Source organism: Bacillota bacterium, from assembly GCA_040757085.1.
Taxonomy (GTDB): domain Bacteria; phylum Bacillota; class Sulfobacillia; order JACIYH01; family JACIYH01; genus JACIYH01.
In genome coordinates, this window is record JBFLXJ010000003.1 from 1 (window position 1) to 25,861 (window position 25,861).

Here is a 25,861-nt window from a genome sequence, read left to right on the forward strand (position 1 = left end):
GCTTACCGCGTGTAACTACGCACTTCGCCGTTCCCACCCGGGGTCTACACCCTGAAACCCGCACCGCTACTGCGTATCACCGTCGGCCGCGTGCCCACATGTGCCTCCAAACTGTCGAACTCCGGTCGTACCAGCCCTGAAGAAACTGCAGGTAGCCCGGGTCGCAGCGGGAGAACTTGCGTACCACGTACCTGAGCTGCACCTTCCGGCCATCCCGGAGCTCGAAGGACAGCCTGTACTCCGACCAGCTTTCGTTTCCGGGCGACCCCACCTCCCTGGCTTCCTTCAGATACCCGAGTAGACAGGCGAGGATCCGGGGGTCGGCCACCCTCCTCGGGGAAGCTGACTCACCAGAGCGCGTCACCGGCTCCCACTCCACCGCCTTCGCCCGGCCCGCCAGTTCCCGCGGGGTCAGCGGTGCCTCGGATCGCAGGGCACAGCCCCCCGCCAGCAGGAGCACCACCACGCTGAGCCATACCAGCGACTTCTTCACGGCATGAGCGACAAACCCTCTCATCAGACAGCCCCCCGCTCAATGCGCACCGGCTCCTCACCGGCCGCACGAGAACACATCCGCAACGACCCGGCAGGGGCCGGTCCTCGCTCAGCGTCCGCCTGTTGACGATTCGACGCCAGGGGCAGGGTTACCGCAACCCGTAGACCACCAGGCGGTCGTCATTGACCCGCAGAACCCGCCTGCCATCGCCGCTCACGTACCACCCTCGGCACCAGTACCCCACCTCGGCACTGCAATTGAACGGGCTCGTCGTCGACCCGGCTACCAGCTCGGCACTGTCTCCCCTTACGTACACAAGGTCCTCCTCGCCATCCCGTATCCGCAACGCAAAATACCCGCTCCCCTGCCCGGGCACGGCGAGAGGCCAAATCCCGGCGGGCACAGAGATTACCTCACGCCTCTCGGCGAGGTTGAAGATCGCCGGTCCCGGCTCCACCAGCGAACCGGTGGGGTAATGGACTGTCGCCACGACACCCTTCTGCCCGACCGCGCTTATTCTCACGTACCACGGCCACCGCGCAAGGACTTCTCCCTCCCCCCCGCCGGATACTCTGACTGCCAGCACAGAAGCCGTGGGAAACGGCTTCGGCGGATTTGCGACCCAGGCTTCGTTACTTTCGGGCTCCAGGTAATCGTTGTGATACACCCACAACCTGTCGGGGTCCAGCCAGCCGACGCAGCGTACCATTCCGTCCAGCCCGTCCCGCGTGAACACCACCCGGCCAGATCCAGACCGCGAAGGGTCGACCACCATCACTATGGACTGGTCCACCGCAAGACTCACCGATGACCGGGCCTGCACGAGTACCGCCAGCCTGTCCCCTTCGGGGGACCATGCCAGACCTTCCACCCGAGGCAGCGTACTTTCTTCGGGCGCTTCCCCGGCGGCACCGCCTAGTTCCGCCCTCGGTAGAATCAGGCGATGGCTTCCGTCCGGTTCCACCACGCCGAGCCCCTCAGGAGACGCGAACGCCAGGCGTCCCTTCCCGTCGCCGTAAACCAGGTATGCCTTCTGGTCAACGGTCCGGGTGGCCCCCGTCCTCAGGTTTGCTATCGTAATCCCCGCAGCGCTGCTGAAAGCTACGTCCTCGCCCGACACCCACGTGGCAGAACCCTCCGAGTCGGGATAAGGGGGGTTCGCAGGGTGCTTCGCCGGCCGGTTGTCCTCCGCAACGGCCTGCGTCACCACGTGGAACCGCACCGGATGAGTGCATGCGCTCAGTACAACCGCGGCCAGAAGCACCAGCAAGCCGACCGTTGCGCTGCGCCGCACCGAAGGGAGCCCCGCTTCTCTCACCGCGCACCACTCCTTCTCGTCCGAGGCCACCCCAGCCGAGTCCCGCGCTTCTCTTGTTCCTCCCGGCTAGCAGCGTCTCACCGTGCGCTACTCCGGCACAGGCCACCGCCAGCAGGTTATGACCAGTCCGTCTTCGCACACTCTCATCGTGTAGATGTGGCTCTCTGCGTCCGCGCCCGTCGGAAACTCGCCCTGCGGCAGAACAAACCCGACGGCCCTCGGCTTCCCTCCCTGTAAACCGTAAAGCGCAGCGGAGCATCACCAGGACCCGGGACATCAAGACCCACCACCGAGCCATCTTTCCCAACGGCGTATATGGCGCAGCACGGCAGTTCCACCGTTCGCCTCAGCGTGAACCGTCCCTTTTCGACCCAGAACTCGCGGTGGCTGTACACCCCATCCCGGGACACACCAGCTCCGAATGCGGTCCCCCTCGTGGTAAAGACAAGCTTTCCCGGGATGCCCTCCCGGTCGCACCGCACGAGCTCCCCGGCAGCATCGTAAACCACGCACGCGTCGAATGCCTCGACCGGGGCCCACTGCTCCATCGTAATTCCCGGCGCGTCTGGTGACACGACCGTCTGTTTTCTCAACCGCTCTATCCGGATGGAGCAGTAAACGTCGCCCGAGGGGGATACGAACGCGGACTCAAATCCTTGAACCAACTCCGATGCAGTCTCTGCCGCTACCCCCAGAATCGTCTTCGCCTCGCGGTAGGGTTCACGTTCCCAGAGTACCTCCCCGGACACGCTGTACATCCTGAGCGGCCCACCCAACGTGACCAACGCCCCATTTGGGGCAAATCCCACAGGACGCCCCTGACGCAAACCGATGAACCGGCCCTGAATGTCATACAAACGTGTATCACCGCGATCCTCCACAGCTACCGTCGGTCCCGGTCCGACGACGACGAGATTGGGAGGCGCTGCCCCGCCCGGCACGGGCATGTCGACCTCCATCATGCCCAGATACTTGTCCCCACCCCCGAGGCCGTCTTTGGACCAGGGCAGGAAGAGTTGCCATACCTGGTTCAATGGCGCCTCCTCAACCGGCAGCCCGACGAAGCTGACGTCCTCAGCCCGCGGTTCGAGGGCCTCGTTGAGCAAACCCGGAATCACGCGGGCTGCCCGGACTGCACCGGTGAGCACGACCAAACACAGCACGACAATCCATGCCCGCTTCTTCACAGGTCACCCCCTCCGCCCGGTGGTCCTCAGCCGCCGAACCTTGGATTAACCGCTGCTCAACACATCTTGTCTGAGCCGCGCTACGCCAGTACTCAAGGCCGCACAGTACTGCACAGCGGCGGTCAGCGCGAGTCGAACCAAGCACGGGCCGCCATCGCTCCCGCAGTAACACAGGCAGCTGCGTAGACGACCGGGCTGGTCAACACCGCCAGCACGGACCGGAGCGGGATGAGGCCATAGACAGCAGGTAGATAGTGCCGCAGGGGTACCGCCAGTAAGAACGTAGCTAAAGCGATCAGCCAGGTCACCGTCCAATCAGTGCGGCCTGTAGCGGGGCTGCGGCATGCCGAAGCAAGAGCGATTCCTGTGAGGACGAGCAGCAGTACACGAACGTATCCCAGGACCGTGACCAGTCCGGTAACGGTGAAGGTCCTGCTGGTCACCTGAGCCATGACAGGTGCCCCGGTTGCCTCGAATACGCAGACAGCAAGGAACATCGCGGCCAAGATCACACAGCTACGCACCCGTGAACTCACGGTTGCACCCCTCAGCACCCCAACTGCGCCATTTCGGCACCACAGCCCTCACCTAACCTCATCGCAGGCGCAGCAGCAAGACTTGCCCAATCTCCATTGTCCTTATTGCGGCATACGCGCCGCCAGGGCTTACATAAACATCACTGTAAGCGTCTGCCGTGTAAGCATACCTGCGAATGCGACCAGCACCGGCACTGCCTGGTGAAAGATCCACCACGCATATCTCCCCTTTGTTGCTCCCGCGCCTGAAGGAGTGCCACCAAATGCCCCCGGTCGCGACACCCCAGTAAGCAAGGTGAGGTAATCCAGGTGACTCCCACATGCGCTCACCCGCGAGCGTAAAGACGCTCAGTCTGTTAGCCCCGCTTCTCTCCATCGATACCGCTACCAGGTCCGTTCCGGGAACTGCTCTGCCTTCGTACCGCTCGAAGCCTCGGGGCAGCACATGGCTCCAGAGCACCTGCCCGCCGTCGCACACTCGCTCAAGGGCCCTGCCTCTCAGCCGGATGTGGCCGCCTCCTTCGTCCAGAACCGCCACCAGCTGCACCCTCTCGGACAGAGATTCGCTTGCCGGCGGGGGCAACGTGAACCGCACTAACTCGCGGCCCTGGAGGTCGAGCAGCACCGCTGCTTCCCCGCCACTGCTTTCGCGAGAGGTGATTAGTACGCGTTCCTCGCCCGACACTTCGTGGGGCTGGGCCCGCGCAGCACCCGCGAGATCCCGATGCCAGACCACCTGCCCGCTCTCCGCATCGATCAAGAACACCAAAGTCTTCTCATCGAACGGGTCGACCAGCGCGTTGATCAGCACCCACCGGCCGTCTTCGCTCATGTACGGGTACGGGTCGTAGAGCAGGCCAAACTTCTACCGAATCTGGCCACCACTAACGTAAACCACAACTCCCTCGGATCTCGCACGCACGTCCCCGCCGCGGGCCACCCACTTGGTCCTCGCGACAACCAGCGGGATGGCGTCCGTGGCCACCCTGGCCGCGTAGATGCCACGCAAGAAGCCGGTAGACCAAACTCGCTCCTCGCCCTCCGAAGGAACCGCAACCTCCCAAAGCGCGGAGCCGTCTGCTGTGCGGTAACAGCGGAGATGTCGGTTGCCCGCAAGCACCAGCAGGTACCCATCCCGCAGAGCTTCGTATCCACCCCCGGGCGCAGGAATGCGGGCAATTTCATGCAGCGGCTGGTCCAGAAATTGGTGGCCCGAACAGGCCAGCAGTGACACGAGCAGGATCACCGCTAGAGCGCAAGCTCGTCTCTGCGTCATACGCACGTGTGCCCCCAGTCACTCAGCGTCCACCGACAGTCGACAAATTCGAGGCCACAGGCAGGGTTACGTATAACGGATGTAGTCGTCGAACCGGAGCCTGTCGTGCAAACGCGAGGATAACCGTGTGAAGGGGGAACAGGTGAAGGTCGGTGGCTCGGGTCGTTCCCCGTTGGCCCTCGCACGAGGCATTTTCCTGCTCCCTTCACCCCTTCGTCAGGCCGCCAGGGCCGGTCTCGTCCTGTGAGGGCAGAATAAGCCCAGGTGCTGGTTGCTTGTTGCTGAGGTCTTGAAGGTGGTCAAGCGTTAGCCTACCCGAGGGGCTGGTGCTGCTGCTTTGTTCTGCATACCCAAATGCTTTCCTGTTTGTCCGGGTACTCTCGCAAAACGCACTGATGGGTCTGCGCGCCGTGTTTCCCGGTCCTGACCGGTGCCCGGTGCAGTTTCGGGAGAATCTCGTGTCGGCTTGGCGGTCGTTGGTGCGGCAAGTGGTTGCGTGCCTGATGGGCTGGATCTGCTGGCAGATGATTGCAGTCCTCTTCACGGGCGACACCCGCGTTGTGGATCACCATGAGGAGCCTCGAAGCACCCAGCCTGTCTGACACAATCCCGCAGTGGACCCGGTCGCCCGGCAGCCGCCCGCCAGTACACCACATCTCCCCACCACCATTCACCCCGGTCCCGGGGCGCCAGGGAAAGCGTCAGGCTGCGGCCGTGGCGCTCGAAGAACCGCATCTGGTTCTGCACACGCCGGTGGTCGATGTTGGGATGCGGGCCCTTCAGCCCCCACAGCTGCGGGTAAAGCACGCCTCCAGCTCAGCCACCCTGGACCGCAGCTCGCCTGCCTCCCTCACTGCTTCCGCTGCTTGTTTTCCCCACCCCAGGCAGCTGGCAAGCGGAAGTGCGACGAGTACAAGGCCCACAGAAGCCCGGGTTTTCTCCGCCCTGTCCCTGAAGCGACGTCACCTCACCCCACCACCCTGGCCCGTGACCTCCATATCGGCCGTCCTGCAGTACCTGCCGGCTCCCCCTCCTGTGCTACCTGGCCGGCCGTATCCTGAGCAGTGCCGTGCTCGCCGACCCATCCGGGGCAAGAGTCTCTACAATAAAGGCCAGGTAGCGGCCATCCGGGGACGGGGCCAGCTCGGCACGCAAGACACCCGCGCCCTCGAGGACCGAGACCACCCCACCATCGAGGGAAAACACCCGCAGTTCACCCGCACGGTACTCCCTACCGGGAAGTACGACGCGCCCCGCGAGGGCATCATTGCCAAGCCAGACTACCGGCGCGTCGACCTCGCCGAGCATCACCGGAGCACCCCAGGAACCGGCCAGCTTCCGGACCACGCCCACCCGGAGCGAACCCTCACCACCGGGAGAAGGAACAGAAAACGCCAGGGCCCCACCGCGGGGAGCCCACGACAGGGGGATCTTGTCTCCCCCGCCCTCGGTGCGTCCGGTAACCTGCGCGACCGTCCATTTCCCGTTCCGCTCCTCAGCCACATGGACGTCGCAGGACACGCGGAAACCGCCCGTCCTGTTGCCCTCCACGGTACCCGCCCCGAAGGCCAACGCATCGCCCGCGGGCGACCAGACCGGAAGGCCGTAAACCAGCTTCCCCGGTAGACTGACGTATTCCACCCGGCCGGACTTCACTTCCAGGATCCCCACCCTGTACGCGATGGGCGGAATCAACTCCTCCTCCGGGCCGAGAAAGGCATCAGCCTTGCCGTCCAGGGCCAGGAAGGCCACCCGCGACCCGGCCGGCGACCAGACAGCCCCGAACGCGCATCCCTTCTCAGGGGCCACCTTGCGCACCACTTCAGCCGTATCCGTCCGCACGATCCCGAACCACCGCGTCACCTGGCCCTCGACCACCTGGTAGAGGTAGTGAATACTGTCAGGGGACCAGCTCGACCCGATCCCCACGAAGGGGAACTCGTAGGCGGGAACTCCGGGCAACCTGAGCCTCTGCCCGGTGCGGAAGTCCATCACGCTGGCGCCATCATTGTCGTAAAGGACAGCCCTCGTGCCGTCAGGAGACATCCTGAACACCGCATTTACCCGCTCGGCCACCTTGTACACCCCGCGCTCATCCGCACCGGAGGGTTCCGCGTCGTACCGCCAAAGAGGCCCCATCACGCTGTCCTGCAGCGAAGTAAACACAATCGACTTGCCCCCCGCCAGGGGCGCCCACATGTAAAAATGCTCCGGTGTAACACCCTCCTTGAGGGTCAGGACTGCGCGGCCCTCCCAGGCACCCCCGGCCTGGCACGAAAACCGCAGGATGGACTCGCCTCCCTCGTGTCTCGCCAGCGCCAGTAACTCGCCCTCGCCCACCCACATCAGACCATACAGTTGCCGGAACGGTCCGGCTGCGGCCACGTTCGCCTCCGCGCGCACCTCTACGACGCCTGCCTCCCCGGGCGTCCACTCACGCGCGGGAACTCCGCCTCCCCCTCCCGCTCCCGGCGCCCGCCCGCCGCCAGGCACCCCGCCCCCGCCCGGCTCGCTGCCTCCTGGCGGCTCCCCGCCGACCGCCGGACCCGGCCCGCACCCCGTCAGGCACGGCGAGCAGACCACCGCGAGGCAGGCAACCATCATCACCACCAGCGCAACCCGAGCCACAAAGCACTCCTCCTCGTACGACCCTCACCCAGCAAGACGTCCCGGAACACGACCACGTTTCAGCACAGCAGCCCGCCGAGCGCTCAAACCGGGCCGGCAAGACCGGCACCTCCACGGCACAGCCACAGGGCACCACACAGCCACGCCAGGACTTCCAGAAGCACACCGGCCAGCTCCGGCGTCGCTGCGGCGCGACCACGGGAAGCACCAGCGATTCCGATTCCTCGGCCGGGCGCGTCGGCACGTCCACGCCCAGGTGACCCACCCCCAGCGTCCGCCGCCCTCCCGCCTTGTACCTACCCGGGTACGCGGCTGGCAGGCGATGCCACCACCTACCTATAGAGAAGACGTCCCGGCGAAGGCCTCCGTTGCATGCCCCCCGGGACCACCTGCCACGCCGCCGGGGTGGGTATCGGGAACGGGACGGTCGGGCGGCGTGTTGAGGTACGAGATAACACGATAGGGAACCAACGCGTTAAGTTTCCGGGAGTGGCCCGGTGGGCCGTGCTCATTCCCCGCCAAGGGCGACTCGCAGACATTCCCGCAGCGCTGCATCGTACTCCAGGTTGGGCCCATCGCCCAAAGGCACTCCTTTGGCCAGGGCCTCGGCATATCGCACCAGATCTTGCGGGTCAGGCTCGGCCAGAACATCCGGAGTCGTATGGGTTTCCTCGTTTGCCGTAAAGTCCGCGTTGAGGCCCATCCTGCTGGGGAACAAGATGGCCATCCTGCTGTTGGGCAGTACCATGATCACGGGAGTGGATCCTCCACCGTCTCCCCCTGAGCGTTCACCGACCACGGTCGCCCAACCCGAACCTTTGCAGAACGACGCAAACCCTTCTGCAGCTGAGAACACTTTTCTGTCGACCAGCAAGAAGATTCGTCCCTCGTACGGGAACTCGCGGGACGGTTCTATGACCATGGTGTATTTGCCGATATTTCCAAACGAATCGGTGAGGGTCTCAGGAGGCAGGTTTGCGATCTGGGCGGGGGTAAGGTACCGTGATAGGTCAGACTTGTCTACGACGACCCCTTCTCCGCGGAAGCCTTCGATGGTCTGGCCGAATTCCTTGTTAGCTCTAAGGAACCGAGCTATGTAGTCACCCGATCTGGCCACGCTTCCACCGGAGCAACGAACGGGCCCGGTCGCCAGCGGTCTGACTATATTCAGCATCCAGAAGCGGTCGTCTCCGCCGCGGTTTCCACGGATATCTATGATAAGCGAAGGTACGTCCTTGATCTCGGCGAAGAACCTGTTCAGAACCGCCTTATCGCCTTGGGAGACCTCGTACTGAGTCATCCGGCTTACGTGCATGTATGCCACTCTGCCGTCAGCCAGGTATCCGGTATAGACGTTGGACCCTTTCTGAAGGAGGTTTGTCGGAAAGACCGGGTCCACAAGGTTCTTCCGCCGGACCAGGTCGACTCTCGCCTGAACATAAGTCTTATCTGGATTCTCGAGCACAACATCGTACATCTTAGACATATCGGTGACCAGCAGTTGATGCATGTAGACTCGCCGGTGACCCGGATCGTAGGACAGAGGGGTAGTTCCCCTGAGGGCCGCAACGAACTCGTGCACGGGCGTGCCATTGATCCTCACGACTTTCTGGCCCGGAGATATCCCCTTGGCCTTTCCCTCTTCGAAAACGTTCACCACGTAGTACTCGCCTCGAACGTAGAAAGCCTGGAAGGGTAGCACCTTTTTCGGCCGCAATCCGCTTACGAAAAGGTCGAACCATTTCTTTACGGTTTGAGCGTCCGTCTTGGCAGCCTCGTCCAGCCACGGCTCCATGTGTGCGGGCATGGAGACTATCTGGTCGTACACCTGGGGATTGAGAATAGTTGTGTGTCCGTTGTTTATTAGGAGCAGGATTCTCCCGATTTCCTTAGCGAACTCTCCATCCGTCTTGGTCCGACGGACCGCATCCTCGAACTCCTGCTCGTGGGCAAGCCAGTCATAACCCTCGACCCTGGCTTTCAGGGCGAGATACGGATGATTCTCCCGCAGGATGTGGAACATGTACCGGAAATCCTCGAGTTTCTGGTCGGTGGTGAGCTGGTTGCCCGAGCATCCGGGGAGCAAAACGCTCAACGCGCATGCAACAGCCAGTACCGTGGCCAAAGCCGCTACGGACAGGGGCATACGGTGCCGGAGAGTTCTGCGACTCAGTTGTGTTTCACTCCCAAGTGGCAAACCCGGCGAACGTCGCAGTGACTCACCTACCCGCCGCATCTTGTCTCGCCCCCGCAATGAGACACAATTCGGTGGAAAGCTGGTGCTTCCCTCCGCCCAGGTGCTCATACCTCGTGCGGATCCGCTACCAGGTCCCCAACTTTCAGAGCGGAGGGTACAGCACCCTTGGCCGGCTCACCGCGCCCTGGCTCTCGCCATCATGGCTGCACTGGCACCCACCAAACTACCCACCACAGGAAGGACTAAGCAGGCACCCGCCCAATACCTCCGAACCAAGGCACTTTCCAACACCAGGTTACGGAACAACAGGAGGACGTCGCTTAACGCCGGCCCACCCCCACGGGGGTAGCTGACGTGCACAAGTACTGCCCAACCCGCAATCAGCAACCCTGCTGTGGCAAGGCCCGGGAACCACCACAGGTAACGTGGTAGCACTCGGGACGCCATGGCCCCGCTCATGAAACCGAGAGCGACCTGGATGAGCCCAGAAGCCAGCATGTGATGGGCTGCCGTCCAACGGTTGGGACCCGTGTTCGCAAGGATCAAAAGGTAGATCAGGAACAGGACCGGCCCAACAACGATCACGGCCAGCAACACTTTCAGAAGCCGCCAGGCGGTCATCGGCAAGCGGCCTCCGACAAGCAACTTGGATCACAGGTGGACGCCTCGGCCCCACTCATGCCCGTACCGGCCATCGCACGCAAAAGGCGCTGAGGTCTCGGATCACCTTCAAAGTCGCCCCCATCACCAGCGGCCCGGGGAAGTGCCATGTGGTAGATGAGACTGAAAAGCCGGAAACCCTGGGTATGGTAGTAATGCCCACCGAAGACGCGCTCGGGCCCGGGCCCCAGGGCAGGGGACGAAAAGCGCCGGCCCATCACCACACGCCCGGACGGATCTGCGTAAGCCAGGCTGTAGCAGCCCGCCGTTATCGTGTGCACGTGCAGGACGAGTACCTCCCACCCGGGATACCCGTCCGGCGCGGAGGTTATGCGGGAGTAGCTCCGAACCGCCCACACGAAGGACGTCAGCCACCCCAGGGGAGGCGGAATCTGCCACCTGTACAACCGGTCCAGGCCCCGGGCCTCATCATAAGACAACAGTTCGCCCTTCTCGCTCAGCCTGAACCACACAAAGGCGGGGATGGGAATTTCGCGCCACTCCCCCGTTTCACGGTCCTTTTCGCTGATCACGCCCGCCAGCTTCCCACTGTCATGAAGCTCACCCCGATTGGCTGTCTTGAGACGGGCAGTTGGTCCGAGCACAGCGCCCCCACCCAAATATCTACCTTTTCCACCACGAGCCCCGCGGGGGTGGCAAAGCGATACGGATAGGCCACGCGCAGCTCCCGCCGTACCTCAAGCTCCGGGCCCAGCCACGCCAGCAAGATTTGCCCCCCGGCCCGGCCGCAGGCACTCGCCACCAGCACCCCATCACCGCACCGGGCGATGCCGACCACCTGCCCGGGGAACGCCCGCCAGCACTCGCCCTGCAATAATCGGACCGGCATGAGCCAGATGCTCTGGCTCAGGTAAGCGATCAGCAGCCACGTCAGCACCTTCCGTCGGGGAAAGGGGCGGGGGATCCTCCGAGCGGCCAGACCCACATCCTTCCAAAGGCACTCGACGATACGCGTCGGACGCAAAGCCACGGGCGTCGCCCCCCAACCGATTCCCTCAAAGCCAAACCCACCACCCTGAGCCGCCCACCTTATCAGAGCCTGCCGGCAGGGCGAAGTGTTTGGTGCGTCGCCGACGCGAACCTGCGAACCGGGACACTAGTCCCGCCCACCATGAGATCGGGCAGCCTCGCCCCTGGGCGCTCATTTCGGCGTCAGGCGGAAGAGCATCAGATCGTGGGCCAGTCTTACAGCGGCATAACGCCCGTCGGGGCTCACCTTCACGCCACCACCTTCCACTCCCAGATCGAACACCCTGGCGGGTTGGGCCAACTCGCCCGCGCTCAGGCCCTTCATCGAGAGAGTCAGCTTGCGGTTCTTGGGGTCAGACGCCGCCCACCACAGACAGCCTCCCGGAAGAACACCCCACTGCCAGCGCCTCCCTACCAGGTTCCCGGACGACCAGATCCGGTTTCCCTGGAAGTCATAAGCGAGGAACATGGCTCCAGCCGCCCCCGTGAACGCAACCACGACGGGCCCGCCAGCGGGGGCCACCTGCTCCTCGCAGCTGTCATATCCTGGCGGCAGGTCGCGCCGCCACAGGATCTTTCCTCGGGCAGAGCAACACTCCAGCTGCCGACCCCTCAGCCGCACGTGCGTCCCGTCGCTGCCTATCACGGTCACGCGCATGAATACGGGCTGAGGACCGGCGACATGTAGCTGGACGCCCCGGTGCCACGATATCGAGGTCAGTTCCCGCCCCTCCAGGTCAAGCACCGTCACGCACATGTCCGCCTCGTCACCCTTGCGGGCGGTGATGGTGGTAACGTATACGCAGTCTCGGCCCGCCAGGTCCGTGATCTCGGCCCACGACTCTGCGGGAAAATCGCGCTGCCAGAGTTCGCGGCCGGTTTCGGCGTCAACGACTGCCACCCGGTAGTCCGCGAAGGGCTCCGGGCGCCCCGCTGCCAGGACAAAGCGACCACTGCTGCTCAGCGCGGCCGCACCGTAGTAAACGGGTCCCTTCTCCCACAGCACGTCCCCGGATCTTATCAGAAGCAGGCGAGCCCTCGAGACCGCTTCTGTCTTGCCCTGACGCCAGTGCCACTCGTCACGACACGCCAGCACCGGCAGGACGTCCCACCCTGCGTCTGCCTCTGCCCGGGGACCCAGGCTCCCCAGGCGAAGGCGTTCTCGGTCACCGAGCATGAGTGTCTTTTCCCACTTCAAGTCACCGCTGTTTACATCGAAGCAGCGCACGCGATCCCCCGACAGGGCAAAAAGGTAATGATCACTCAGGACCTCTTGGTCACTCTCCCCGCAACGCGCAACCATACTCGCCGTGCCCGCCACCTGCTCAAGTGTCGGTCCGCGGCAACTGCAGGCCATGGAAGCAAGCACCAGGGAGACCACAAGCGCCAGCCAGTCGCCCCGCCCGAACTTCAACCGCATATGACAGGGCTCTCCCCCAGCCGCCAGCGGCAGTCGAGGAATTGGAGGCCACACTCAGGGTTGTTAAGGTAGCGCAGGTAGTCGGTAAACCTGAAGGACCAACCATCCGAAGCGGCAGCCAAGAGCTCTTGCCACCTGGCGCTCTGAAAATAGGTGATGTCCACAGCGATGTTATCGCCTTCCTGGAGAGGTAGCGTCTTTGTCAGCTCTTCTCCCCATCGCAGTACCCCATCGGCATCATAGATCTCAGCGTACTGATGGTACTCGTAAAAGCCGGCCGCACCCACACCAAACACAGTCAGTGCCGTCTTAGCATATGCACGGCTGGTCCCATACTCTACCGTGACCCGAACCACCCCCGACCTCGGGCTATCGGCCGCCGGTAGGGGGGTTCCGTAGACCGTTGCTTCACTAGTAGCCATCATCGACACCTCCCCATCGTGTCGTCGGGCTCTCGTGCCCGCCACCCACGGGCCCGACTTATTCGTATACTAGACGCCGAAACAAGCAGAAACGTTGCACAGAGGCGTAGGATTCCCACGATTACCCGGCAGGGCTACGTACAGCGGTGATGTCTCGAGCACTGAGGATGCCTACATCATCACCGCCTCTCAGCACTCGAAGTCGCCTGCCGTACCGTACACACCACAGCCCCCTCGCAGACGCCTACCCCAAATCCTCTGACTCCGTTCCGATCCTGCACGTATAAGGGCTGCCCCCGCCCCAGGCACCGTCACGGACAGCCCGAAGCTCACGTACGGAAACGTGCGGAGCGCCTGGCTGCCAGCCTGCGTCGCAGAAGAAGCACTGTGCGAACCAAAAGACCAACCAGCGGGGGAGAGCACGTACGCGCGGGGGTACCCCGCCGCTTGTCCCACCAAGGGCAGTTCACGCCGTGCACGGACAGGCCGCCGCACACCCGCGGTGCAGCCGCCACCCCCGACTGCCCGGGCAGCAGCGGCCCCAATTCCGGCATCACAAGCGGGTCGCCGATCTGAGTTCGGGCAGCTCCCACCTTACGCCGGCAAACGACTACACCCGAACCACAAAAGCACCGCGGTGAAACTGGCCTTGCAGGCCCACCCCACCACCGAGATCGCCCGCACGATCTACCTGTTTGACCGAATGCTGATGCTCAGCCACTACCCCCTGCCGGAAAGGTCATGCACCGGATCACCGGCACCAGCCCGGCCTCGTGAAGGAGCACTTGGAACTGGCAAAGAAACACCTCCCCGACCCCCGGATGCCATCAATAACTACCTGGTCAGCCGGGGCATCAAGGTCGAGGAACTGGCTTCGGGAACTTAGCTGCTATTCGTTGCCACCCGCTCGCCGGTTTCGCCAACAGGCTCTTCTTCTGGGCAACTTCCTGCCCGGGCGCCAGGCCTGGATCTACAAAGGAGGATACCGCCGTGAGCGCGGGCTGGTTCCTGGTAGTTCTGGTTGCCGCTTTCTTGCACGCCGGCTGGAACATGTTGCTCAAGGGCGGACGCGGGGGTATGGCCTTCAACATCATCATGCTTACGGCCACGGTGCTTTTGTACCTGCCGGGTTTCTTGATCGTATACGATCTGGGGGGTTTTGCCCGAAAAGCCTGGCCATGTGTGGTGGCCAGCGGTGCGGTCCACGGGCTGTACTTTACGCTGCTGTCGATATCCTACAGCCGTGCCGATCTATCCCTCGCTTATCCCGTGGCACGCGGGTCAGGCGCCGCCCTGGCAGCCCTCGGGGGCACGGTCATATTGGGGGAGAGGCCAGATGCCACAGGGTGGGCCGGCATAGCGGCAATCCTGGCCGGCATGGGTCTGCTTTGGATGTCCGAACATGTCGGTGGGCATCTTCCGTTCGTCCCCGGCGCTCGGGGGCGGCGGATGGAAGTCTCCCGGCTGTGGTGGGCACTGGGAACCGGGGCGTCGATCGCTACCTACAGCCTGGTGGACAAGGTGGGCGTGTCCGTGAGCCATCCCTTTGCCTACGTATACCTGGTGATGGCTTGTGCCGCGGTCATCATCCTGTTTGCCTACCTCGGCCAGCACCGGCGTGCGGCGGCAGGAGGAAGAAGCTGGCGAGAGGGACTGGTTTCCGAGTGGAACCACAACGGAACCCGGGCAGTGGCTGCGGGCTTTTTCATGCTCTTCACTTACCTGCTCGTGCTGTTCGCTATGCGGACCTCTAAGCTTTCCTACGTGGCCCCTCTACGCGAGAGCAGCGTCCTGTTCTCGATGCTGCTCGGCCGCCTGGTGCTGAAAGAACGGATCACCGCTCGCCGTTGGGCGGCCGGAGCGGCCATCTGCCTGGGAGTCGTCTTGCTGGGCCTTGCCCGCTAAGCCGGTCCTGGTCCAGCCAATGCCAGAAGCCGCTTCCGGTTTGCGCAACTCTCAGCCCACCAGATCTCGGAAGGACGTGCCTGTAGCTTGCGCTCTCTGCATCCGAAAAGAGGGTTACGATGGCCTGCGAATCCGTATCCGCCCGCCGGGTTCCGGCACAACAATGAAGCCGCGAATATCCCCTTGGGAGAGCAATGAGACTGCAACGAGAGTTCCTTGTTGACCGAGGCTACCGACGCCTCGTATGGAAACCGCAGCACCACGATGCGGCAATGCGACCCAGGGGGAAAGTCCACGGTACTGGCAAAGCCCATGTCGCCCGTCACGAGCACAGCCCGATGCTTCTGGGCCCACTGGAAAATCTCGCGGTCCGGTCTGCCGCGGAGACCCACGTCCCTGACGCGATCAGCCAGGTGCCCGGCCTGCCCCAGACTCAGCGCCGCCGAACGGGGCAGGTCCTCATCTATCGGGAACCGCATCTTGCGGTCACCCGCACCTGTTCCTGACCCACCACCTTGGCAGCATACGCAAGTACCGCGAGGATGTCCTCCCGCTCCAATCCGTACTCCTCCTGGATCTCCTCAAAGGTCATCCCGGAAGACAACTTCCCCAGCACGAGGTCAACAGGAACGCGAGTTCCCCGTACCATCGGTTTACCGAAACGCACGCCCGGATCGACCACAATGCGGGGCCTCCGCTTGTTGAGCAAGGGAGTCGCTCGCGAAGCCCTCCGGTTGTACGCCGCGGAAAACCTGGATTGGACCGATGCCTTTGTCGCTGCCCAGATGCTCTCCCGCAGCCAGACCGAAATCTACTCCTTCGACAGGGATTTCGACAAGGTGCCGGGTGTGGTCCGCCTCGAACCGTAGTGCCCGGGGCACCGTGGGGCAGCACGGCTTGCCGCTGGTGCTACGCGCACTGCTCCATCAGCGTGAGGCTGCGTTAACCCACGTGAAGCGACGGACAATCAGGTCGCGCCCGGGCGCCGCGCGGCTTTCCTGCTCACCTGCCTCTAGCCGTATGCCGCGTGGTCACGACGGCCCCGGTGCCGCCGGACCCCGCCTTGCCTCCAGGCGGGCCTTAACCGTGGGAAACAAATCCAGGTTGGTGTGAGGTAGAAACCGGCTACCGGCGAAGCGACCCATGAACTCGGTACTCGCGTTGAGTTGGAAGTAGGTGATCCGGCGGGCGATCTCCTCTGCCTCCCGTCGGCAGGTTTCCGAAAGCAGCACCTGCCGGGCCCCCTCCAGTGCTGAGTTGCCTAGCCGCACAATCCGGTGCCGGGGGAGATCGGGGTAAAGGCCGACGGTAACCGCCGATTCCAGGTCCACGTACTCGCCGAAAGCGCCCGCCACGAAAAGGTAACCCAGGTCCTCGAGGCCGCACCCCACCGCGGCCAGCAGGGTTTCCAGCGCGGCGTTCACAGCCCCCTTGGTCCGGAGAAAGCTATCTATATCCCGCTGGGTAACAGCAATGACGCTACCGGTACTCGACTCCTCGGCCGTAACCAGCACGAACTCGTGTCGACCGTCAGTAAACTGACCAGCGCGATCGACGATCCCTGCCAGCAGGAACTCCGCGATGCAGTCTATAAGTCCAGAACCGCAGATGCCCACCGGCGGGAGGTTACCGATGGTCCGGTAACTCACCCGTCGGGTGGCGGGATCGACGCGCACGCGCCAGATCGCCCCCGGCGCTGCCCGCATCCCGTGCCCGGCCACCCCTCCTTCCAGCGCGGGGCCCGCCGCTCCCGCACAGGCCACCAGCCACTCACGGTTCCCCAGCACCATCTCGGCATTGGTCCCCACATCCACGAAGAGGCACACTTCGTCCCGATGGAGAAGCCCGGCCGCCAACGCACCCGCTACAACGTCGCCGCCCACGTAGCTACCCACTCCGGGGACCACGTAGACCGCACCCGCAGGTGATAGCGCCAACCCCACCTCCTGCATCCGGAGTACCCCCGGGCAGTTCACGATCGGTGTATAGGGGTCGCGACAAATCCGGCGGGGATCGAGACCCAACCAGAGGTGAGCCATAGTGGTATTGGCGCTCACCGCCGCAGCAAAAACTTCCCCCGGGTCGACCTTTGCCCGAAAGCACAGCTCGTGTGCCAGCCTGTTTATGGTCTCGCTAACCGCTCCCTGAAGGGCAGCCAGGCCCTCGGGCGTGCTGGCAACACAAATGCGGCTCAGGACGTCTTCCCCCAGGGGCAGCTGTCCGTTGTAGTCAGCCGCCGTCCCCAGGATCGCGCCGCGCTCCAGGTCAACCAGGCTGGCAACCACGGTGGTGGTCCCTATGTCGACCGCGAGCCCGCACCAGGGCCCGTGGGCCCGGCCCGGTTCCACCCTGGCCAGTCGCCAACCGCCAGCCGTGCGGGCGACCACCACGTTCACCCGCCACTCACCTTGCCGGCAGGCGACCGGAATCACTCGCATGAGATCGAGTGGTATTTCCAGCGGGCGGAACGAACGCTCCTCGACGGCAGCGCGCAGGCGGTCAACGTCGGCCCGGCTGTCCTGCAAGGACGGTGGACTCAACTCCAGTGTCAGCCGCACGCCCAGGGGCGAAACTTCCGGAACCGTGACCCGACGGCAATCCGTAAGGATGGTGCTGTTTATCTCCAAGTGTTCTTCCTCTCCGACGCCGCAGGTTACGCCGGCCGGTCACGGTTTGATGTAGGCATAGCCTTGCCGCTGCCTCGTCGCCAGAACCGTGACCCCTGCGGGTACCACGGTGACAAAATGCGGCAACGTCTCCTCGGCAATGCCCTGCATGCGGAGTGCGTTGCGACAGGCCAGGAATTTGACCCCCGACCGACTCAGGTCCTCCATGCGGAGCAGCAGGTCAGCCTTCTCCCCGGTGTACGCCGCTACGGCAGGGCCGTTGGCCAATATCTCGGCCTCCACGTTTTCCGCCCCTGCATCCAGAAGCAAATTGGTGGCGTTAAGGAGAGCTCGATCCCACCGCAACCGGTCGGAAACGTGGAAGATGACTCTTACCCTTTCCACACCAAGCAACCTCCCAACCCCCAATGGGGGCTAATGTCCTCCACACAAGAGGCGTTGCAGCCCCGAGGCTTCTGAGCACCCGGACAGCCACTTCCTCGTCCGCCCACATTTTATCACGCCGCCACACAGGGTTCCAAAGCACGCACCTCCCACCGCCCAAATCGTGGCGGTCCTGCGAAGAATATAAGGGAACCGGCATCAGCCCCCAAAAAAGGCAAACCCGGCGAAAGCCGGGGGCGCAAAGCCACGGGGCCTAAGGCGTAACGCTATGGCAGCCCGGCCGCTGGGGGATCCTGTGATTCCCTTCCGGCCTGCCGGCTGCCGCAAGGAGGTGGTTGGCAGGTCGGGTCTCTTGTCCTGAGCAGTCGGCCAGGCTTCCCAACCCAAGCCCCTGTCGATGCGCGGGAACGGGGGCGAAGAATCGATCGGTTCGGGGAAGGAGTGATGAACATGAAGAAGCAAGTTCGGGGCTTCCTGGTCCTATTGCTGGTATCCATCTTCCTGCTAGGGGTAGTACACACGGCGCTGGCAACCGGAGAAGAACCGGCGGGTGGTAATGCCGCTGCCGGCACCACGGTTGGCTCAGGTGGCGAGCAACCCCCGGGGACCGCAGGCGATGATGCAACGCTGGCATCCGGTGAAGACGAGCACGAGGACGAGGGGAGTGACTCCGCATCTCCTGAGGCCGAGCCCGGTGACGAAGATGAGCAATTCCGGTTGCAGGTCGAAGCAAATTTGGAACAGGCCGTGGCCTCGGACGAGGAGAGCGAAGAAGAGCCTGACGAGCCCGATGCAGGAACGCCGGCGGGTCTTGCGAAGCGCATAGCAAAGCTGGAGCAGCAGCGAGATCAGAAACCTGAAGATGCCCGGATACTCTGGAAGCTGGCTGTGGCATACAAGGCGGCAGGCGAGTACGACAAAGCCATATCCGTCCTTAAGGAGATGAAGAACCTGCCCGGTTCCGGCGCCAAGGTAGCCGTCATGCTGGCCCTGTGCCTGCGGGCCGCAGGTGACCCGCAAGCCGCGCTCACCGAGCTAGAGAGCCTGGACTCCACGGTTCCGGGGGCAGTGTATGCCTACCGGGCGATCCTGAAGGATCAGCTGGGTGAGGTCGAGGAAGCAGTCGAGGACATGGAGGAGGCGGTCGCTGCCGAGCCGGAGCAGGACGACATGTACGCCAAGCTCGGTGAGCTTTACGATAAGGCGGGCCAGCACGGTGTCAAGGTCTTCGTGAAGGGCAAGAAGGTTCCATTTGACGTCGAGCCTTTCATAACGCCCCAGGGCAGGACCATGGTGCCCTTGCGGGCCATTGTCGAGTCGCTGGGTGCGGACGTGAAGTGGGATGGCAAGCTGCGGCTGGTGACTGTGGTCAAGGGGGATATTACGGTCGTGCTGCCAGTGGGCTCGCTACGGGCCAGCGTGAACGGCGTAGAGGTGACTCTCGACGTGCCCGCCGTAATCGTGGGGGACAGAACCATGGTACCTCTGCGCTTCCTGTCCGAGAGCCTCGGGGCTAGGGTGGGATGGTTCACGCAGGGACAGGTGGTGTCGGTCAACTAGCATATCGGCGTGTAACACCAACAGGGTCCGGGGCAACGATGCCCCGGGCCCTTCCGCTCTGGCAGTGCCTGCTCGATCTAATCTTAGAGCTGCAGCCACTACCTGTGAAGGGATGTGTGAGGGTGAATCCCGGCCCCGACCACCTCGTAGCGCGCGCCCAGGCCGGGGATGCGTACGCCCGGGAAATCCTCTTGCGGGATTACCAGCCCTTCGCGCTGCGCGTCGCGGCACAGGTGCGAGGGAAGTTCGTAACCGGATCGAGCGACGACGCGTCGGTAGCCCTGGTCGCCTTCAACGAGGCCATCGACAGCTACCAGCCGGATCACGGGGTCGGCTTCCTCAGTTTCTGCGAGACCGTGATCAGGCGCCGGCTGATTGACCACTACCGGCGCCAGTCCCGGCAAGCGCGGGAAATCCCGCTTTCGGCCCTGGAGCAGGACGACGAAGAGGGGAACACGTACTCACCGCAGCAGATGCAAGCATCCCAGACCGCGCACCAGGTCTACGTGGAGGCCTGGGAAAGGCGGGAAGAAATGGCCCGTTTCGAGGCCAGGCTGAAGGAAATCGGACTTGGCCTGGGGGAGCTGGTTCGAGTGTCTCCCAGGCACCAGGACAGCCGGCAGCGCGCGCAACGGGCGGCCCGCTATCTGGCCGAGCACCGGGAGCTGGCCAGGCAAGCACTGGCCCAGCGCAGGCTGCCGGTACGAGAACTCGAGAAGGCCCTGGGGTTGGGACGTGACATGCTGCAGCGAAATCGCAAATACATCCTCGCCCTGACCCTGATTCTGCTTGAGGAATTCCCTTACCTCCAGGACTACCTGCGCCCGCGATCACCCTCGCCGAAGGGGATGGCGACGTGAAACGGGGAATCGTGCTAAAGATACAGGGGAAGATGGCCATCGTGCTCACGCCCGACGGCGAGTTCCTCCGCACCCCCACTGGCCGGGAAGGCTGGTGGCCGGGGCAGGAGGTGACCTGGCCGGACCGGGAGCCGCGAGCCTACTTGCGCCCGGCCCTGGCCCTGGCCTGCGTGCTGGTCCTCCTCCTGGCCGGCAGCGGGTTGGCCTACCGCCACTGGTGGGCACTGGGCCCGGTGGTGGCTTACGTGTCGGTGGACATCAACCCCAGCCTGGAACTGGGCGTAGACGCCCGCGAGAGAGTGTGCAGCGCCTGGGCCTTCAATCCCGACGGGGAAAGGCTGCTTGCGGGATTGACGTACCGCCGCCGGAGCCTGGTGAAGACGCTCTCTGACCTCACGCTCCGCGCCGTGGAGCAGGGTTATCTCGGCGCGGACCGTCCGGGGGCGGTGCTGGTTGCAGTCGTGCCTGCCGGGACGACCGCAGGGGTGGATCCTGCCCGGTTGCGCGAGGAAGCTGTAACTGCCGCTCGCCTGGTGCTGCAGCAACGGGGTCTCAAAGTCGAGGTCAAAGGATGGACTGCCGACCGGCAGGTCCACGAGGAGGCCAGGCGTCACCACATCTCGGCCGGGCGGATGGCCCTCTATCTGGCGGCCCGTCGCGCCGGGGCGGAAGTCACCCTGGAACAGGTCTGCCGGGAACCGATAGCCCAGGTGCTTAGCCTGGTCACGGGGCGTCCCGACCAGAGAGAACCGGGCACGACGCAAGAGGAACGGGAGTTCACCCAGGGTGAAGGCTGGCACGGGAAAGACGATCGATCCCCGGCTGTGCCCGGCAACAAGCCGGACTCACCGGGCGGACAGAAGACGGGCTCGCACGGGGCAAGTCCATCTGGAGGAAAGCCCGGCCCCGGCTCGGGTGAGGAGCCCGCTGGCGCCCCCGGCGAAAGCACACCCACTCTGGAAAGCAGCCCCGGCACGGTTTCCCCGCCGCCGCCAGAGCAGGACACCGAGGAACCACCGGCTGACGAAGACGAGAGCACCCCTCAGGCTACCCAACCACCCCCGCACCCGGAAACGCAACCGGACGGCGACGGTCAGACAGCAGTCTGCCCGGAGGGGACATCCCAGGAGCAGGCCGAGGAGCCGCCCCATTCCATGAATGACCTCCTGCCGCCCGCAAGCGGCGAAGAGGAAGGCAGGTAGGCAGCGCGCAGGCAGGCACGCAGGACAGTTCCAGAGCGGTGCCGGATCAATGGAGGCAGATGAGCTGGAGGTCGGTCAGAAGATCGGGAGCGTCCAGCCTCCCCCGGTAAGCCACCCTGCCTTCCTTCAGGACGTAGCAGGTCACGCCCCACGGTGCCACGGCACGGGCCGCCTGCTCCACCAGCAGGATGGCAGTCCCCTGCTCGTTTATCGCCCGCACGTGTTCCAGCACGGTGCCCGCCAGGGCGGGACTGAGGCCCATGGTGGGTTCGTCCAGGCAGAGGAGGCGCGGCCGGGCGACCAGGGCCCGGGCGAGGGCCAGTATCTGCTGCTCTCCCCCCGAAAGGCTTCCCGCTGTCGGCAGCAGCCGTTCCTTCAAGCGGGGAAACAGTTCGAGAACCCGTTCCACCGCTTCCATCCGCTCCTGTGTGGCGTACCTTCCCCGGCTCCCCCCCTGCCCACCGCCAATGCAACCCGCACCGAGTTCCAAATTCTCGGGCGGCGGCAGCGACAGGGGGAGGCTGGCGGCGGGTCGCCGGCCCTGGGGACGCGCTCAGAGAAAGCGGAGAGCCCGGGCAGGGTCAAGGCAGGAGGAGTGCCGGGCCGGGAAATATGCGCCCAGAAGGCCGACCGCCACGGCACCGGCCCACACCAGCAGTCCCAGCTGGGGGTACAAGCCCATCGTCCTCGACGACGGATCGAGCAGGGAAAGCAGGATGCGGGCGGCTGCCAGGCCGACTCCGTAGCCAACCACCGCAGCCCCTGTGCTCAGGATCAGTACCTCGACCAGGAAGACCTGCAATACGCGCCGCTGGCGGTAGCCCAGGGCGCGCAGGATTCCCACTTCCCTGGTCCTCTCTCTCACTGCGGAGAATTCCATGGCCGCCACCAGCAGGGCACCCGCCATGGCCGCCACCACCGTGACCAGCGGCACCAGGGACCGGATTTGCTCCAGTAACGCAAGGCGAGCCTCCCCCACGTTTCGTACCAGGCTGACCTCTGCTTCGGGCAACAGCTCCGCCAGGCGGTCCGCCAGGTCGACCCGGTAAGGGGCACGCGCTTCCACGAAGGTGAGGGCGCCGGGTCGGCCCAGGCGGCGGCGCAGTTCCTCCAGGGAAAGGAAGAGCAGCCCGTCCTCCTCCTGGCCCGTCTCCTCCAGGACCCCGGCCACCCGATACTGCCTGCCCAACAAAGAGACCCCGCCACCCGGTCCGATCCCCCATAACTCCCCCAGGTGGGAGCCGAGCAGGACCTCCCCTTCCCCTTGCGGGTATGCTCCCCGGACCTGCCAGTAGGGTCGCATTTTCCTCTCTGCCTCCCACTCCACTCCCACCACCAGCACCTCATCCCCGAGTGGCCCCGCCGCCAGTTCCAGCAGCTTGGGGGCTACCAGATCGATGTCGTCCACCGTCTCCAGCCTGGTGCAGGTGTCGGCAGGCAGGTCCGCCACCTGGTAACTCAGCCCCGGCCCCACCGGAAAGCCGGCATAAGTGAAGTTCCATTCCTGGCGCGCGGGGGAAATCACCACCCTGACCCCGCTGGAACGCAACTCTTCGCCGAGTTGTTTCTCCATGGTCAAGGTGATGGCCAGCAACCCCACCACTGTAGCGACACTCACCCCCAGCCCCAGGAGCAGTATGACCGCCCTCCCGGGCCGCCGTTTGAGGTGACAAAGGGCCAGCTCCGTCAGCGTCACTGCCCCCACCCGTCCCTGCCCGCGTCTTGCGGCCATAGTGTGCCATCGCGCATAGTCAACACTCTGTTCGCGTAGCGCAGGTTCTCCAGGTTATGGGTTACCATGATGATGCAGATGCCCTCGCCATTGAGCCCTGCGAACAGATCCAGGATCTGCGCACCGGTCCGTGAGTCCAGGGCACCCGTGGGCTCGTCGGCCAGTACGATGGGCGGGCCATTAACCACGGCCCGCGCAATGGCCACCCGCTGCTGCTCGCCACCTGACAACTGATTGGGCAGGCGGTTACACCTGTCGGCCAGGCCCACCCTGGCCAGAGCCTCTTCCGCCATCTCCCGTTGTCGCCGCCGGGGGATCCCGCTTGCCACCAGGGGCAGCATCACGTTCTGCAAGGCGGTAAGGTAGGGAATGAGCTGGAACTCCTGGAACACGAATCCCACGTACTGGTTGCGGAAGTCAGCCCGCCTTTCCGGGTGCAGCCCATAGATATCCATACCGTCCACCACCAGCCGCCCGGCCGTGGGCGGGTTGAGGCCTCCCAGGATGCCGAGGAGAGTACTCTTACCGGAACCGGACGGCCCCGTCACGCCCACGAAATCCCCGGCCTCGACCTCCAGGGAAACGCCCCTGAGGGCCACCACCCGACCGTCACCGCTCAGGTATTCCTTGCGCAGGTTTTCCGCCCGAACCAGGCTCATCCCGTGGTCAACCCCCGTTTCCTCCAGTTCCCTCACAGGAACCGCAGCGCCCTCACGGCGTCTATCCGGGCAGCCTGCCAGGCAGGCACCGTGCCTGCCAGCAGGGACAGTAGCACAGCACCACCGACACCCACCGCGAAGAGGAGGGGATCAAGGGAAATAGCCACCCTCATGCCGGCAAGGGAAGGTCCCAGCACCCGGGCCAGCACATTACCCAGGAAGGAACCCAGCAACCCTCCCGCCAGGCCCAGCGTTCCTGCTTCGAGGTACACAAGCGCCAGTATGTGCCCCTGGCGAAATCCCAGCGCCCGCATGATACCGATGTCCCTGGTCCTATCTCTGACCGAGCCCAGCAACACCAGGGCGACGGCCAGGGCACCCAGCATCCCCGCCGTCACCGCGAGTGCCAGGGCGAAATGGCCAAAGCGGTCCACCACTGCCCGGCGTGCTTCCACGGCTTCCTTGATGGCGGTTACCCGTGATCCCGGAAGCTTCTCTGCGACCTGCTTCACGATTTCCTCAATGGGACAGGTGTTGCACAGCGCCGCCACCTCAATCAAGCTCACCCGACCCGTATTTCCCGTAAGTTCCTGCAGTACCCGCAGGTCAACCCAGATCGCCCGGTCTTCATCGGAGCCCACGGGATCGATCACACCTGCGACCTCGAACGCCCGCCCGTTCAGCCGCACGGTGTCTCCTACGTCCTTCTGCCACCGCCCGGCCACCTGCGCTCCCAGCAGGACCTGCGTGGGACCCACCCCCAGCGGGGGGTAAGCGGGGGCATAATCCGTCTGCCGGGCGGGCATCGACTCGCCATGGAGCAGCGTCGCGCGAGACACCCGTATCCTCCACCACTTCTTGAGCCTCAACTCGGCCGGGAAGCGCACGCCCACGGCTGTGGCGCGCCCCTGCGGGGTCTCGACGATGGCCAGCAGCTTGGGGGCTACGATGGCGATGCTTTCCCGGTTCTTTATGGAGCGCACCGTTTCGGCACTGACCTCCGGCAGGTACTGCTCCCTGACCGAAGTGGCTGGCAAGGCCAGTCCTGCGTAACTGAACCGCCTGCTCGCCTGGGGCAATACCAGGATGTTTGCCCCTGTTTGATCGAAGGCGTCCCCGATCTCGGTTCTCATCGCTCCTGTGACGGAAAACATGACCGTGAGGGTGGTTACGCTGAACACGATCACCAGGAGCAGGAATACCGTCCTCCCCGCCGCACGCCGCAGGCTGCCCCAGGCCATGTCGGTGAGCCCCACGTCCCGACCCCCCTGCGACCGTCCGCCGCTAGTAGATCTCCTGCCACTGGCCCTGGCGGTAGCTGTAACTCTTGACCAGACGGCCGTCCTTATAAATGTCTGCCTGTACGTGGCACCCGAAATCCCGCACACGAACTTCCACCCGGCCCGTGTCGCCGGTTTGCTGCCGGTAAACTTCCAGGGCAGCCTGCTCCAGGGCCCGCACATCGAGCATCCCGGCGCCTATCCCCGGCCACCCACTGCCGCTGCCGCCGCCGGCACCGCCACCCGGCAAAACGCCGCTCCCGCCGCTGCCTGCCCAGAACGGACAACCGCCTCGCCCGGCCCCGCAGCAACCGCCAAAGCCTCCCCCGAAGGAGGCTCCGGCACCTGAGCCCGGGCCCCGGGCCAGCAGGGCGAAAATACCGCCGTAGCCACCCGGAAAGTTGTCCACCCCGGCCGCCTGGGCGCCAGCCCAGCTACGGAAGCCCACGAACAGCACGGCCATCAGCACCAGCACCACCACGAGCACCCGCTCAGGCCGCCGCCCCGAAGGATCTTGCATCG

General features: G+C 64.4%; 27 protein-coding genes, 1 pseudogene and 1 riboswitch. Of the genes and pseudogenes, 6 read left to right on the forward strand and 22 right to left on the reverse strand.

Annotation, left to right across the window (positions count from 1 at the left end; all coding sequences use genetic code 11):
* Window positions 1-76: 76 nt before the first annotated feature.
* From AB1446_01355 to AB1446_01415, 13 genes are all read right to left on the reverse strand, one after another.
* Window positions 77-517, reverse strand: coding sequence for a hypothetical protein (locus AB1446_01355; protein MEW6545551.1), 441 nt, complete (start codon window positions 515-517; stop codon window positions 77-79).
* Window positions 518-644: 127 nt separating this feature from the next.
* Window positions 645-1,814 (reverse strand): hypothetical protein, encoded by a 1,170-nt coding sequence (locus tag AB1446_01360; GenBank protein ID MEW6545552.1) that lies wholly within the window; start codon window positions 1,812-1,814, stop codon window positions 645-647.
* A gap of 143 nt (window positions 1,815-1,957) precedes the next feature.
* A complete protein-coding gene (locus AB1446_01365) occupies window positions 1,958-3,001 on the reverse strand; it encodes a hypothetical protein (protein MEW6545553.1) in 1,044 nt (347 codons plus the stop codon).
* A gap of 122 nt (window positions 3,002-3,123) precedes the next feature.
* A complete protein-coding gene (locus AB1446_01370; protein ID MEW6545554.1) occupies window positions 3,124-3,537 on the reverse strand; it encodes a hypothetical protein in 414 nt (137 codons plus the stop codon).
* A 58-nt stretch (window positions 3,538-3,595) separates the two neighbouring features.
* A complete protein-coding gene (locus tag AB1446_01375; protein MEW6545555.1) occupies window positions 3,596-4,348 on the reverse strand; it encodes a hypothetical protein in 753 nt (250 codons plus the stop codon).
* Between the two features lie 1,005 nt (window positions 4,349-5,353).
* A complete protein-coding gene (locus AB1446_01380; protein MEW6545556.1) occupies window positions 5,354-5,620 on the reverse strand; it encodes a DUF1287 domain-containing protein in 267 nt (88 codons plus the stop codon).
* Window positions 5,621-5,851: 231 nt separating this feature from the next.
* Entirely contained in the window at window positions 5,852-7,441 is a 1,590-nt protein-coding gene (locus AB1446_01385; GenBank protein MEW6545557.1) for a hypothetical protein, read from the reverse strand.
* 508 nt (window positions 7,442-7,949) lie between these two features.
* Window positions 7,950-9,536: a S41 family peptidase gene (locus AB1446_01390; protein MEW6545558.1), complete on the reverse strand. Its 1,587-nt coding sequence runs from the start codon at window positions 9,534-9,536 to the stop codon at window positions 7,950-7,952.
* A 276-nt stretch (window positions 9,537-9,812) separates the two neighbouring features.
* Window positions 9,813-10,259 (reverse strand): hypothetical protein, encoded by a 447-nt coding sequence (locus AB1446_01395; GenBank protein MEW6545559.1) that lies wholly within the window; start codon window positions 10,257-10,259, stop codon window positions 9,813-9,815.
* Complete coding sequence (locus AB1446_01400) at window positions 10,256-10,831, reverse strand: hypothetical protein (GenBank protein MEW6545560.1); 576 nt, start codon at window positions 10,829-10,831, stop codon at window positions 10,256-10,258. The genes AB1446_01395 and AB1446_01400 overlap by 4 nt, the downstream gene beginning before the upstream one ends.
* Window positions 10,828-11,289 carry a hypothetical protein gene (locus AB1446_01405; protein MEW6545561.1) on the reverse strand — a complete coding sequence of 154 codons (462 nt, stop codon included), beginning with the start codon at window positions 11,287-11,289 and terminating at the stop codon, window positions 10,828-10,830. Before AB1446_01405 ends, AB1446_01400 begins: the two co-directional genes overlap by 4 nt.
* A 171-nt stretch (window positions 11,290-11,460) precedes the next feature.
* Window positions 11,461-12,708 carry a hypothetical protein gene (locus tag AB1446_01410; protein ID MEW6545562.1) on the reverse strand — a complete coding sequence of 416 codons (1,248 nt, stop codon included), beginning with the start codon at window positions 12,706-12,708 and terminating at the stop codon, window positions 11,461-11,463.
* On the reverse strand, window positions 12,699-13,130 hold the full coding sequence (locus AB1446_01415; protein MEW6545563.1) for a hypothetical protein: 432 nt from the start codon (window positions 13,128-13,130) through the stop codon (window positions 12,699-12,701). The genes AB1446_01410 and AB1446_01415 overlap by 10 nt, the downstream gene beginning before the upstream one ends.
* Window positions 13,131-13,767: 637 nt before the next feature.
* Here AB1446_01415 and AB1446_01420 point away from each other — a divergent pair.
* Both AB1446_01420 and AB1446_01425 read left to right on the forward strand, forming a co-directional pair.
* Window positions 13,768-14,016, forward strand: coding sequence for a hypothetical protein (locus AB1446_01420; protein MEW6545564.1), 249 nt, complete (start codon window positions 13,768-13,770; stop codon window positions 14,014-14,016).
* Between the two features lie 104 nt (window positions 14,017-14,120).
* Window positions 14,121-15,035 (forward strand): SMR family transporter, encoded by a 915-nt coding sequence (locus AB1446_01425; GenBank protein MEW6545565.1) that lies wholly within the window; start codon window positions 14,121-14,123, stop codon window positions 15,033-15,035.
* Here the strand turns inward: AB1446_01425 and AB1446_01430 are convergent.
* Both AB1446_01430 and AB1446_01435 read right to left on the reverse strand, forming a co-directional pair.
* Window positions 15,032-15,514 (reverse strand): DUF5615 family PIN-like protein, encoded by a 483-nt coding sequence (locus tag AB1446_01430; protein ID MEW6545566.1) that lies wholly within the window; start codon window positions 15,512-15,514, stop codon window positions 15,032-15,034. The two genes, AB1446_01425 and AB1446_01430, sit on opposite strands and share 4 nt — an antisense overlap.
* Complete coding sequence (locus AB1446_01435) at window positions 15,499-15,717, reverse strand: DUF433 domain-containing protein (GenBank protein ID MEW6545567.1); 219 nt, start codon at window positions 15,715-15,717, stop codon at window positions 15,499-15,501. Before AB1446_01435 ends, AB1446_01430 begins: the two co-directional genes overlap by 16 nt.
* Window positions 15,718-15,736: 19 nt before the next feature.
* Between AB1446_01435 and AB1446_01440 the strand changes: the two genes are divergently transcribed.
* Window positions 15,737-15,904, forward strand: a complete 168-nt coding sequence (locus tag AB1446_01440; protein ID MEW6545568.1) for a type II toxin-antitoxin system VapC family toxin — start codon at window positions 15,737-15,739, stop codon at window positions 15,902-15,904.
* 162 nt (window positions 15,905-16,066) lie between these two features.
* On the opposite strand, the gene AB1446_01445 is transcribed toward AB1446_01440, so the two are convergent.
* Window positions 16,067-17,662: an ASKHA domain-containing protein gene (locus tag AB1446_01445; protein MEW6545569.1), complete on the reverse strand. Its 1,596-nt coding sequence runs from the start codon at window positions 17,660-17,662 to the stop codon at window positions 16,067-16,069.
* 39 nt (window positions 17,663-17,701) lie between these two features.
* Complete coding sequence (locus tag AB1446_01450; GenBank protein MEW6545570.1) at window positions 17,702-18,046, reverse strand: DsrE family protein; 345 nt, start codon at window positions 18,044-18,046, stop codon at window positions 17,702-17,704.
* Window positions 18,047-18,249: 203 nt separating this feature from the next.
* Window positions 18,250-18,334, forward strand: a riboswitch (cyclic di-GMP riboswitch).
* Between the two features lie 162 nt (window positions 18,335-18,496).
* On the opposite strand from AB1446_01450, the gene AB1446_01455 reads away from it, so the two are divergent.
* The 3 genes from AB1446_01455 to AB1446_01465 all read left to right on the forward strand — a co-directional run bounded on the left by AB1446_01455 (window position 18,497) and on the right by AB1446_01465 (window position 21,668).
* Window positions 18,497-19,606, forward strand: coding sequence for a stalk domain-containing protein (locus AB1446_01455; GenBank protein MEW6545571.1), 1,110 nt, complete (start codon window positions 18,497-18,499; stop codon window positions 19,604-19,606).
* A gap of 122 nt (window positions 19,607-19,728) precedes the next feature.
* Entirely contained in the window at window positions 19,729-20,466 is a 738-nt protein-coding gene (gene sigI / locus AB1446_01460) for an RNA polymerase sigma-I factor (GenBank protein MEW6545572.1), read from the forward strand.
* Window positions 20,463-21,668, forward strand: a complete 1,206-nt coding sequence (locus tag AB1446_01465) for an anti-sigma factor domain-containing protein (GenBank protein ID MEW6545573.1) — start codon at window positions 20,463-20,465, stop codon at window positions 21,666-21,668. The genes sigI and AB1446_01465 overlap by 4 nt, the downstream gene beginning before the upstream one ends.
* Window positions 21,669-21,834: 166 nt before the next feature.
* On the opposite strand, the pseudogene AB1446_01470 reads toward AB1446_01465, so the two are convergent.
* From AB1446_01470 to AB1446_01490, 5 genes and pseudogenes are all read right to left on the reverse strand, one after another.
* Window positions 21,835-22,095: pseudogene (locus AB1446_01470) on the reverse strand (ATP-binding cassette domain-containing protein).
* 126 nt (window positions 22,096-22,221) lie between these two features.
* Window positions 22,222-23,364 carry an ABC transporter permease gene (locus AB1446_01475; GenBank protein MEW6545574.1) on the reverse strand — a complete coding sequence of 381 codons (1,143 nt, stop codon included), beginning with the start codon at window positions 23,362-23,364 and terminating at the stop codon, window positions 22,222-22,224.
* Window positions 23,361-24,059 (reverse strand): ABC transporter ATP-binding protein, encoded by a 699-nt coding sequence (locus tag AB1446_01480; protein ID MEW6545575.1) that lies wholly within the window; start codon window positions 24,057-24,059, stop codon window positions 23,361-23,363. Before AB1446_01480 ends, AB1446_01475 begins: the two co-directional genes overlap by 4 nt.
* 32 nt (window positions 24,060-24,091) lie before the next feature.
* Window positions 24,092-25,315, reverse strand: a complete 1,224-nt coding sequence (locus AB1446_01485; GenBank protein ID MEW6545576.1) for an FtsX-like permease family protein — start codon at window positions 25,313-25,315, stop codon at window positions 24,092-24,094.
* A gap of 28 nt (window positions 25,316-25,343) precedes the next feature.
* On the reverse strand, window positions 25,344-25,859 hold the full coding sequence (locus AB1446_01490; GenBank protein ID MEW6545577.1) for a hypothetical protein: 516 nt from the start codon (window positions 25,857-25,859) through the stop codon (window positions 25,344-25,346).
* Window positions 25,860-25,861: the final 2 nt, after the last annotated feature.